The 11,100-nt window shown below is 48.7% G+C and carries 8 protein-coding genes; 4 read left to right on the top strand and 4 right to left on the bottom strand.

What is annotated here, in order from left to right; genetic code table 11:
- On the top strand, window positions 1-1,073 hold a 1,073-nt coding region (locus ACQY6Q_RS01620; RefSeq protein WP_427977090.1), incomplete at its 5' end, for an efflux RND transporter permease subunit.
- 60 nt (window positions 1,074-1,133) lie between these two features.
- Here ACQY6Q_RS01620 and ACQY6Q_RS01615 read toward each other — a convergent pair.
- Window positions 1,134-3,503, bottom strand: coding sequence for a starch-binding protein (locus ACQY6Q_RS01615; RefSeq protein WP_427977087.1), 2,370 nt, complete (start codon window positions 3,501-3,503; stop codon window positions 1,134-1,136).
- A 431-nt stretch (window positions 3,504-3,934) separates the two neighbouring features.
- Here ACQY6Q_RS01615 and ACQY6Q_RS01610 point away from each other — a divergent pair, with 431 nt between their 5' ends.
- A complete protein-coding gene (locus ACQY6Q_RS01610; protein WP_427977084.1) occupies window positions 3,935-5,566 on the top strand; it encodes a glycoside hydrolase family 13 protein in 1,632 nt (543 codons plus the stop codon).
- Window positions 5,567-5,574: 8 nt separating this feature from the next.
- Here ACQY6Q_RS01610 and ACQY6Q_RS01605 read toward each other — a convergent pair whose 3' ends face one another.
- On the bottom strand, window positions 5,575-5,820 hold the full coding sequence (locus ACQY6Q_RS01605) for a DUF2498 family protein (protein ID WP_427977082.1): 246 nt from the start codon (window positions 5,818-5,820) through the stop codon (window positions 5,575-5,577).
- Between the two features lie 83 nt (window positions 5,821-5,903).
- A complete protein-coding gene (locus tag ACQY6Q_RS01600) occupies window positions 5,904-6,803 on the bottom strand; it encodes a DMT family transporter (RefSeq protein WP_427977079.1) in 900 nt (299 codons plus the stop codon).
- Between the two features lie 257 nt (window positions 6,804-7,060).
- Between ACQY6Q_RS01600 and ACQY6Q_RS01595 the strand changes: the two genes are divergently transcribed.
- Together ACQY6Q_RS01595 and yegD are read left to right on the top strand one after the other, a co-directional pair.
- Window positions 7,061-7,897 carry a mechanosensitive ion channel family protein gene (locus tag ACQY6Q_RS01595; protein WP_427977076.1) on the top strand — a complete coding sequence of 279 codons (837 nt, stop codon included), beginning with the start codon at window positions 7,061-7,063 and terminating at the stop codon, window positions 7,895-7,897.
- Window positions 7,898-8,129: 232 nt separating this feature from the next.
- Window positions 8,130-9,497, top strand: coding sequence for a molecular chaperone (gene yegD, locus ACQY6Q_RS01590; protein WP_427977074.1), 1,368 nt, complete (start codon window positions 8,130-8,132; stop codon window positions 9,495-9,497).
- A gap of 273 nt (window positions 9,498-9,770) precedes the next feature.
- Here yegD and ACQY6Q_RS01585 read toward each other — a convergent pair whose 3' ends face one another.
- Window positions 9,771-11,027 carry a sensor domain-containing diguanylate cyclase gene (locus ACQY6Q_RS01585; protein ID WP_427977072.1) on the bottom strand — a complete coding sequence of 419 codons (1,257 nt, stop codon included), beginning with the start codon at window positions 11,025-11,027 and terminating at the stop codon, window positions 9,771-9,773.
- Between the last annotated feature and the right edge of the window lie 73 nt (window positions 11,028-11,100).

Genomic DNA, 11,100 nt, shown 5'->3' with positions numbered 1-11,100 from the left:
CTAGTGATGAAATTCGCCAACAGGCGGCCCAAGCACTGCAGCAGCATTTTCAGCAAACCGCCGACATTGTGGACATCGACATTATGCTGCCCGACGCTCAGCCCCAATGGCGACTCAGCATTGACCGCAGCAAAGCCGCCTTATTGGGTTTGAACTACGCCGAAATCGCTCAAGTGATTAACAGCGCGGTGGGCGGACAAGATGTGAGTGTATTGCATAGTCAGCAGCATCAATACCCTATTCCTATTCGCCTTCAATTAGCCGAAGGCGCAAAATTAGATCTACAAGCGGTATTGAACCTACGCATGCAAAACGCTCAAGGCCAAGCGATACCCCTGAGTGAAGTGGTGTCAATTAATCACGGTCAAATTGAAATGCCGATCATGCACAAAAACAGCATTCCAATGGTGATGGTGGTGGCCGATATGGCAGGCGAGTTAGACAGCCCCTTGTACGGCATGTTTGAGATAGCCTTAAGCACCGACGATGCGGGGCTGCCACTTAAGCAGCATTATATTCAGCAACCCGATGGCCTGAGTGACATTGCCATCTTGTGGGATGGAGAATGGAAAATCACCTACGAAACCTTCCGCGATATGGGGCTGGCCTATGCGGTGGGGATGATTCTGATTTACCTCTTGGTGGTAGCGCAATTTCGCTCCTACTTGGTCCCGCTGATCATCATGGCGCCCATTCCGCTGACCATTATTGGAGTATTACCGGGGCACGCGCTACTGGGTGCGCAGTTCACCGCGACCTCGATGATCGGCATGATTGCGCTGGCAGGGATTATTGTGCGTAACTCGATCTTATTGGTGGATTTCATCAATCAGCAGGCCGCCAATGGCGTACCCTTTGCCGAAGCGGTAATTAGCTCGGGTGCGGTGCGAGCCAAACCGATTGTACTGACCGGCTTGGCCGCAATGATCGGCGCCCTGTTCATTCTGGATGACCCGATCTTCAACGGTCTAGCGATTAGCTTAATCTTTGGTATTTTCATCTCCACCCTACTGACCTTGGTGGTGATACCGGTATTGTATTTTGCCCTAATGCGCAAACGCTTTAGCGAGTAAATACCAGACATAAAAAGGCCCGGTGTAAAAACCGGGCAAAGCTGAGACGCGAGAATTGAATTATTGTGCGCTAACGTTAATTGCTTTCGATGCGCTGTCAAAGGTGATCTGATAAGTCGTGTTGTCAGTCACTTGGTAATCCGCATTAGGATAAGACTCACCCCAACTACCGTCATCGATTTTGAAACGAGCCGGCGCTTCTTCACCGCTAAAGCTTTGAACGGTGTAGTACAAACCCGTGCTGGCGTCGTAATCTAATAGCGTAGTACCCCATCCGTTGGCGGTGCCACGGAAGTACCAAAGCTCGTCACCACCATTATCTGGAATAGTGCCACTGACACAGTTGCTCGCAGCAATCCAACTACCTTGGGCGTAACATAGGCTGTCGCCGGTGGCGCTTAAATCACCGCTTTGGTTCGCACCGTTATCGTTGAAAATAACATTCAAGCTAGTCAAGTTAGTGCCAAAGTCGTAGCAGTAGTAACCGTCTTGCTCAACCATGGCCACACCAGGCCACTGGGCATTAGCCACTGGAGTATCGGCTACCACTGACCAGTAGTACAGAGTAGGGTTGCTGAAGCCCGCAGGGTTGTCGAAGCACACTTCGCTAGCAGTTAGCGGCTGAGGTTCTGGTTCTGGTTCTGGCTCAGGCTCAGGGTCAACCGCAATCAGTTCAAAGCCGCAGTCTTGCAAACTACTCCAAGCGCCGTCTTGATAACAGCCTGCACCAGCTGCGCTTAAGTCCTCAGTTTGGTTGGCACCGTTGTTATTAAAGATAAGGTTGATGCTAGTCAGCTCTACGCCCAAGTCGTAACAAGCGAAATCACCATTTTGCTCTAGTGCTACACCAGGCCAGCTGGCATTGTCTAGGCTGCCTGCAGGTAGCGCACTCCAGTAGTAAAGCGTGCTGTAGTCTGCATCGGTACAAATTGAGCTAGCGGCAACAGGGTTAGCTGGTTGCGGCTGAGGCTGTGGATCTGGGTCAGGCTCTGGTTGAGGATCAGGTTCACAATCGGTGCAAGCTTCACCCACTACTGCGCCCACATGAATCGCCGCAGCGTTATCACCCACTACGCTGAAGTTAGCCATACCGCCGCTAACAGTAATCACGCTAGGGCCTTTGGCATCGGCTGCTGCAATACATTGACCAGTAATCGCGTCAAAATCAGCTTCGATGATATTACAGTACTGGCCGTCAGGCATACCGGTAGCAAGTTGTTGATCGATGGTGCTGCCGTTGCGTTTGTTAATTACCACAAAGCCTAAGCCACCGCGACCAAAGGCAATTTGGTCGTTACCATTTTGCCACCAATCACTCACCCGCCACTCACCAGCGGTGTGGTTACGGAAACCCACCATGTTAGCAATGCCGCGCCATTTGTGTTCACACACCCAGTCACCACCGTCAAAGCCACAGGCATTACCCGTGTATACGCCAGTGCTTGGTGGACCAGCATCGAAGTCACCACCGAAGTAGTATCCCGACATAATCTTCGGATAGCCGTAAGGATAGGCAAGAGTGAAGATGTTAGCTAAGAAGTAGCCTTCACCAGATACACCATGCCAAATCGGGCCATTCGGATTATGCCGTTCTTCGTCGTGGTTAGTCACAAAGGTGACCGCATCGGCGCTGCCTAGTTCCATTTGGCTAGGAAGGTCACGCAGTTGAGCGATATTGCTATAACGGAAGGCGGGGCCAATTAAGCGAGCAAAAGCAAACTCGGTAACGTTGCCGATGTAAGTATACTCGGTAGGGCGAACTGGCTCGCCAGGCGCACCAATCACTTCTTGGAAGATATAGGGATTACCGTTTAGCTTAGCTTTAATCGCAGCAATATCGGCTGCCGGAATATGTTTAGCCGCATCAATACGAAAACCTGCTACACCCATGCTCATGGCGTCGTTCATGTAGTCTGCGATTTTTTGGCGAACGTAATCAGAGCCGGTTTTAAGATCGTTCAAGCCCACCAAATCACAGTTTTGTACCTGCCAGCGGTTGCTGTAATCAATGTTGCTGCTGCATGAGTTGAAGTCATCGGGGCCATAAGGCACTTCTGGGAAGTTTCTGTTGTAGGCCGCCATGTGGTTAATAACCGCATCTAGGTAGATATCTACCCCGGCGGTTTTACAACGTTGCACCATGTCTTGAAATTCGGCGCGGCTGCCGCTGCGGCCTTCGATGGCGTAGCTCACTGGTTGGTAGCGAGCCCACCAAGCGCTGTTATCAACCGACTTATTAGGGGGTGAAACTTGAACGGCAGCAAAACCTTTAGGTCCTAAAAAGGTTTCACACTCTTGGGCTACATCTTCCCATTTCCATTCAAACAGGTGAACAAAAGCGGTTTTTGGTACCGCCATTGCGCTGGAGGCAAACCCCAACGCGCTGCCCGCTAGCAGAGCGCTAGTGGCGAGTTTGGATATTTTTCTCATTGTTACTTTCCCATGTAATCTAGAGCGTCTCTTTTTGTAACATCGCCACTCTGCGGTGTTTATGCGATGCAAGCTTGGATACAGCCGGGAAAAAACAACAAGTAAAACGTAAACTTAAGCCCCAGCGTCCAATTACCCAACTGCCAATTTACGCGTTTTTTTTGCTCAATATTGCAGTCATGTTACAAACTGGGGAACAACTCACAGCCATTGGCTAATCCCGTAGATAAGTTTTGAATTTGATCAAATTTTTATAAAATTCAACTCTATATATGGTGAACAGATCAAAACTAAAGATTCTCTACTTGATAGCAGGTGGTACTTGAATCACCACTCACCCGGCTATTCATCGGTATCAGCCTTTAGCACTGTCGCTTAATCTGCTTAATCATTACAATCAGGCTTCGGAGTAAAATAAAGAGAGCGAACCCATGGAAAAACAATGGTGGCATTCAGCGGTAGTCTATCAAGTTTATCCGCGTAGCTTTTATGACAGTAGCGGTGATGGGAATGGCGATTTAGTTGGCATTATTAGCAAACTAGATTATTTGCAGCAACTCGGCATTAACCTGATCTGGCTATCCCCCGTCTACCTCTCGCCGATGAAAGACAACGGCTACGACATCGCCGACTATCAGGCCATTGACCCACGCTTTGGTAGCCTAGAAGATATGCGCGAGTTAATTGCTCAAGCCAAACAGCGTGATATTGGCATCATGATGGACTTGGTGCTTAACCATAGCTCCGACCAACACGCCTGGTTTAAGCAGTCTCGGCAAAGCCGCGATAATCCCTATCGCGATTACTATATTTGGCGTGACCAGCCCAGCGAGCTACGTTCTATTTTTGGTGGCTCGGCCTGGCAATATGACTCACAAACTGAGCAGTATTACTGCCACCTGTTTGCCGATGCCCAGCCCGATCTTAATTGGGAGAATCCGCAAGTAGCCGAAGAAATCCACCAGATGATCAACTGGTGGACGGCACAAGGCGTGGCCGGCTTTCGTTTAGACGTTATCGACCTAATCGGTAAGCAAATCGACCAAGGCATTACCGAAAATGGCCCACGCTTACACCCGCTACTACAACAAATGCACCAAGCTTGCTTCAAAGACAAAACCTTGGTGACGGTGGGCGAAACCTGGGGTGCGACGCCAGAGCTAGCCAAACTGTATTCCGACCCGGCCCGCCAAGAGTTGTCGATGGTTTTTCAATTTGAACATGCCGCCATCGACTGGCACCCACAACATAGTAAATGGCAACCACAGCCCTTTAACTTAGTGGCCTTAAAACAAGTATTAACTAAGTGGCAAACCACCTTTAACGGCGATGGTTGGAACGCGCTGTTTTGGAATAACCACGACTTACCGCGAATTGTTAGCCGTTGGGGTAACGATCAACAATATCGTCAGCGTAGCGCCAAGCTGTTCGCCACCTTGCTACACGGTATGCAAGGCACCCCGTATATTTATCAGGGTGAAGAAATTGCCATGACCAATGTGCGTTTCGAGTCCTTAGAAGACTACGATGACATTGAAATAAAAAACAATTATCAAGAGAAGGTAGTGGAACAGCAAAGCCTGAGCCACCAGCAGTTTATGCAAGGGGTATATGCCAGTGCCCGCGATAATGCCAGAACCCCGATGCAGTGGGACAACTCCAGCAATGCCGGTTTTAGCCAAGGCCAACCATGGCTAAAGGTGAACCCCAATTATACTGAAATCAACGTGGCGGCGGCGCTAGACGATCCTCAGTCGGTGTTTTACCACTACCAAAAACTGATTGCGCTACGCAAATCCAGTGAGTTTAGTGAGCTGCTCATCTACGGCACATACCAGCTACTGCTGCCAGAGCATCCGCAGATTTTTGCCTACCTTCGCCAATATAAGCAACAGCGTTTATTGGTAGTTGCCAATGTGAGTGAAGTTGACCAAAGACTAAGCTTAGACTTTAAAGCAAAGCAGGTACTGTTGAATAATTTACAGCAGCCGCAAGGCGCTGTTAATCGCCTTGGCGCGCTGCAGTTGGCTCCGTATCAAGCCATTATTTATGTTTTGGAATAAACCGTAGGCTAGTCTTCGAGAACGTATTGTTCAGACAAGTGATGACACAACCACTTGTATAAATTGAAGGCTTTAGGGCTGTTTACGGTAGGGAGTAAGTCGTCGCTTAAGAAGGCTTCTCCCTTAAAGGTCAGCACATCGCGCTGCTGAACAACTTCGCGAACTTCCACACCAGGAATGTAATCTTCGTGTTCGCGCAACAATTGGTTGGCCAGGGTGATCAAGTCTTGTTGACTAATACTTTGTTTACTCATTGTTCGATTCAACCTATTAAATAACTACGTTTAGCATACCCAGAAGTGGCTAGCTGCCCAAGTATCTAGATCAAAGATGCGCGCTACTGCGCCTCTGCCAGCTTGGTTTTACCTCGCCATTGCTGAATAAGCAAGCCACTAATAATCAGCAATAAACCTAAATAAGTGGCGGGTTCTATGGCTTCGCCCAAAAAATGGTTAATAAAAAATAACGACAAAAACGGTGAGATAAAAATCAGATTACTAATGCGTGCGGTATTCTGGGTGTATTTAAGTGCCATTACCCAACAAACGAAGGCGATGCCCATTTCAAACAAGCCCACGTAAGCCGCCCCCAACCAAGCCTTGGCATTAAAGGCGGGTAAACCGTCGCTCCACCAGCAATACAGCGCCACCATGGGCAAGCTAAAGCAAAAAGCCACCAATAAACTGGCCACCGGCTCGCCCTGATTACGGGTATTAATGATCCAATAACCGGCCCACAACAGGGTGCTAAACAGCGCCAGTAAAACGCCGGCTATGCTATCAAACTGCATGGCTAACAGGTCGCCACGGGTCGCGATAACCAATACCCCCAGATAACCTAGCAACATCGCCACTAAATCTTGTTTGCGCAGTTGTTGCTTCAAGAACGGCACGGCCAACAAGGCCAAGGTAATCGCCCAAGTATAATTAAGCGACTGCGCCTGCTGGGCGGGCAGTAAGTCGTAAGCTTTAAACAATACCAAGTAATAAAGAAAGGGATTAATCGCCCCCACCAGCAAGAAATAGCCGGGACGCTGCTTGGCATAAGCCCAAGCCAAGGGCAATTTGCGCTGCCACGCCAAAATAACGCTTAATACCAACACCGAGCAGCACGAGGCCAACAATACCAACTGCACAGGGCTTAACCACTGCAAGGCCAGCTTAAAGGCGGTGGCCACCGTAGACCACATCAGCACCGCGCTGATACCAAAGAAATAGGCTTTTGTTTGCTGGCTCATAAGGATCTAAAACTGGGTGAATGACAGGCTAGTGTATGGGGCATCAGCACTTGGCTCAAGCCTTTGGGAGCAAAATCTTCACTCAAAGCAAGCAATAAACTCCAGTACCAAACAACGCTTAAAATAAGCCTAACGGAAGCTAAGCCAAACACCAAGCGTAAGCCCTAGCAGCACACGCTAATACAGAGCGGCGGTTGCCTTTCTTAACTAAAGACGCTTTACTAGCCTAGACAACAAAAAGGATCGCGTACTCAGCAATGAACTATCTCAGCACCATTATGGAAAACAAACTGGTGGTTACCATTGCGGTAATCCTAGTCACCTTTGCCATCAGATACTTAGCCCTCAAACTGGTGGGTAAAAAGCAACGCCGCAACGGCCAAGACCAACGCTCGCTAAAAAGTAATATCAAAAACTTGGTGATTTTTATTTTGGTGCTACTGCTGATTAACCTGTGGGCCGACGAAATCCAACGCTTTGCCTTTTCGCTAGCCGCCTTTGCGGTAGCCATTGTCTTAGCCACTAAGGAATTTATTCAGTGCATTATTGGCTTCTTTTACTGGATGTCGAGCCGCCCGTTTCGCGTAGGCGACTGGATAGAAGTGGACCAATACGCTGGTGAAGTGTCACAAATTGATTGGATAAAAACCACGGTATTGGAAGTGAATATCGACACCTACCAATACACCGGTAAAACCCTGTCTATTCCCAATAACCGCTTCATCACCAGCGCCGTGCAAAACCTCAACTTTATGAAGCGTTACGCCATTCATAGCTTTGTATTGGTACGTGATGACAGCAACATCAACCCATTTAGTTTTATTCAGCAACTAAGAAGCAACGCCAAACTCTACTGCCACGACTTCGAAGACGTAGCCCTGCGCTATAACCAGATTATTGAACACAAAATGGGAATTAAAATTACCGGCCCTAAACCCACCATAGAAGTTGGCACCACCGAACTTGGCCACATAAAACTAGAAGTCACCATCTTCTGCCCCACCGATCAAACCATGGAAATAGAACAAAAAATCACAGCGGACTTTTTTGCGCTTTGCCAAGGGGAACAAACGGAGAGTGTTTTGGCGGAGTAAGAATTACTTTGTTTGTGAGTTGTGAACTAGTCGATTTATAGCGTTAGCTGAGAGTGCGAATTTAATGAGGTTTGTTTTTACAACATTAAAGCTTTCGCCTGCGGCGACGTCATTTTTTTTTTACTGAAGTGATTAAAGCTCAAATACCATTTGGCAAAATCCCCCTCCTCCCTATCCCCCATCCCACAAATCTGCTACCCTTCGCGACCTTTTTTAGCTTAGAGGCCTCAGCATGACTCACTCCATTGCCGGTTTTGATTTTGGTACCTCCAACTGTGCGATTGGCATTGCGCCACAGCAGCAAGTGCAACTGCTGAACTTACCTGAGCACGGCACTTACATGCCATCCACCCTATTTGCCCCGCAATCGGAAATGATTTGTGGCTGGCTGTATCAACAATTGGATGCCCAAGGTAAAGCCGAAGCCTACCGCCAAGCTCGCAGCCAACAACTACCAAGCAGTTTACGCGCCCTAAAAGAGCTGAAACTCGACGGCTACGACGAACACCTTAGCTTTGGTAAACAAGCCCTTAAAGAATATCTGGTTGACCCTGCCGATTGTTATTACGTGCGCTCGCCTAAATCGTTCTTGGGTGCCAGTGGTATTAGCCAGCGCCAGCAGCAACAGTTTGAAGACATCGCCGCCGCTATGATGTGGCACCTTGCCGAGCAGGTTCGCCAAAGCGGCCAAGCCGAGTTAAAAAAGGTAGTGATTGGTCGCCCGGTTAACTTTCAGGGCTTAAACAGTGAGCTAAGCAATCAACAGGCGCTGAACATTCTAAGTAACGCCGCCAAGTTTGCTGGTTTCAAACAAACTGAATTTCTCTACGAGCCAATGGCCGCAGGCTTAAGTTACCAGCAGCAACTAGAACAAGAACAACGGGTATTGGTAATCGATATTGGTGGCGGTACTAGCGATGTGTCGATGTTAATTATGGGGCCAAATTACTTGGCGACTCGAGAACATCAGGACTTAGTATTGGGTTACAACGGTGAACGCATCGGCGGTAATGACTTCGACATTGCGCTTAATTTTGAAACACTGATGCCGGCGCTGGGTTCTCGTCTTGAACTGGAAGGTGGCCAACCAATGCCAATTAAACCGTTTTGGGATGCCGCCGCAATTAACGATTTCCCTGCGCAGACCCGCTTTTATGGGGCAGACACTCGCAACTTATTGCAGCGCTTACTAAAACAAGCCCAACTTAGCCCACTCAAAGGCTTGTTGCAGTTACATAAAGAACGACAAACTTATCAACTTAGCGCCGCCGCCGAGCAAGCTAAGATCGCCTTAAGCTCGGCGAGCAGTAGCCAAGTCGATTTAAGTTATTTGCTCGATGAATTACAAGTAACGGTGGAGCTAAGCGCCTATCAGCAGGCGTGTGAGCGTTTATTAAATAATATTGCCATGCTTAGCGATGAAGTGATCCGCCAAGCGCAAGCACAACCCGATGTAATTTTCTTAACTGGAGGTAGCGCTAACTCGCCACTGATTCGCGATTTTCTTAGCCAGCGCTATCAAGCACCACTAGTGAGCGGCGATAACTTTGGTAGTGTTACCGGTGGTTTAGCCTTATGGGCCGAGCACATTTTTGCTTAGCCAGTATTGGCGGCGAGACAGGCTTAGGCCTAATACATCTTAGGCGCTAACTCAACACGCTGAATTCGCGATTTTCTTAGCCAGCGCTATCAAGCACCACTAGTGAGCGGCGATAACTTTGGCAGTGTTACTGGTGGTTTAGCCTTGTGGGCCGAGCATATATTTAATTAAGCCGATTAGGCTTGAAGCGAATACACCTTGCAGCCGCGGTGGCAAGCTTGCCAGTCACTAATGGTTTGGCTTTGTGGGCGAACTAATCTAGCCCCTCTAAACCTATAGTTGATAAACCGTGGGGGCCACTTCGACCCGGTTTTTACCGCTTTCTTTAGCCAAGTATAAAGCAACATCGGCCCGTGAAATTAACGCTTCCGGGCTACTATCTTGCTCGCTTAACATTGCTAAACCCATGCTCACGGTAGCACTGAAACGCTGTTCGCCACGCTGTATGGCAAACTCTGCAATATGTTGACGCACTCGGTTGGCGATATCTAATGCCTGCTGTTGCTCGGTATCGGGTAATAACAACAAAAACTCTTCCCCGCCCCAGCGTGATAAGTAGTCTTCACTACGCAGCACTTTTAGACTTTCAAAGGCAATGCTACGCAAGGCCTCGTCTCCGGCTAAGTGACCAAAGCGGTCGTTGATTTGTTTAAAGTCATCAATATCTAACATGATGCAACCCAAGGGCTTGGAGGTACGCCGGCTAAGAGCATAGTTTTCAATTAACACCTCGCTCATGGCGCGGCGGTTGATTAAACCAGTTAGCGAATCATGATTGGCCTGAAACTCCAAGCGGCGTTGGTTATGATATTGCTGGGTCACATCCATCATCACCGACTGAACCGCTTGCTGCTCGCCCCAGCTTACCAGCGCTTCACTAATATGTAACCACGCCGAACTGCCATCGCGGCGCACGTATTCCGTCACTAAGCTGCGCTCGACCTTCTCCCCTTTTAGCAAGCGCTCATGTTGCTGCATCACTTGCGGTTGTAGTTCATGAGGCACTAACGCCAACAAACTCGGCAAGGCCATGAGTTGCTCGGCACTGTCGTAGGCTAACAGCTCGGCCATGGCTTGATTGCAGTAAAGCGGTATGAAGTTGTGATGCACAACGATGCCTTGTAGCGAACTTTCTAACAAACTGCGATAACGCTGTTCACTCTCACGCAAGCGTTGCTCGGTGGCGATTTGCTGGGAAAAGTCGACCAAAGTGACCTGTAGGGCAGGTTCGCCTTGCCAGTCAATCAGATGATCAATACATAAGGCGGAAAATATTTCGCCGCTACATTTAAGATTGTTAAATACCCTGGCCTTGGGGCGAGCCGAACCACTCACTAAAGCCTGATAGTCTTCGACTGCGCGCACTCGATCAGCTTCGCTAAACAAGGGTAATAACGAAGGCAAAGCCATGATTTGTTCGGCACGGCTGTAACCAAACAACTGGGCATAGGCATCATCGGCATATAAGGGCACAAAGTTTCGATGAATCACCACGCCATAATTCGCGCTGATGTCGGCAACCTTAGTCATGGCTCTCCTAACCAAGGGGATTTATTAAAGCGTAGTCAGTACCTTCGGCTAACTCAATAATGTTATTGCTTAA

The sequence above is a fragment of the Agarivorans sp. genome, from assembly GCF_050295395.1.
Classification (GTDB): Bacteria; Pseudomonadota; Gammaproteobacteria; order Enterobacterales; family Celerinatantimonadaceae; genus Agarivorans.
Note: the sequence above shows the minus strand (reverse complement) of the source record. Positions and strands in the feature narration are given on the sequence as shown.

Bases quoted from the DNA above. Each gene is read 5' to 3' on its own strand.
- yegD (WP_427977074.1), top strand. From the start codon at position 8,130: ATGACTCACTCCATTGCCGGTTTTGATTTTGGTACCTCCAACTGTGCG.
- ACQY6Q_RS01600 (WP_427977079.1), bottom strand. From the start codon at position 6,803: ATGAGCCAGCAAACAAAAGCCTATTTCTTTGGTATCAGCGCGGTGCTG.
- ACQY6Q_RS01605 (WP_427977082.1), bottom strand. From the start codon at position 5,820: ATGAGTAAACAAAGTATTAGTCAACAAGACTTGATCACCCTGGCCAAC.
- ACQY6Q_RS01610 (WP_427977084.1), top strand. From the start codon at position 3,935: ATGGAAAAACAATGGTGGCATTCAGCGGTAGTCTATCAAGTTTATCCG.
- ACQY6Q_RS01595 (WP_427977076.1), top strand. From the start codon at position 7,061: ATGAACTATCTCAGCACCATTATGGAAAACAAACTGGTGGTTACCATT.
- ACQY6Q_RS01615 (WP_427977087.1), bottom strand. From the start codon at position 3,503: ATGAGAAAAATATCCAAACTCGCCACTAGCGCTCTGCTAGCGGGCAGC.
- ACQY6Q_RS01585 (WP_427977072.1), bottom strand. From the start codon at position 11,027: ATGACTAAGGTTGCCGACATCAGCGCGAATTATGGCGTGGTGATTCAT.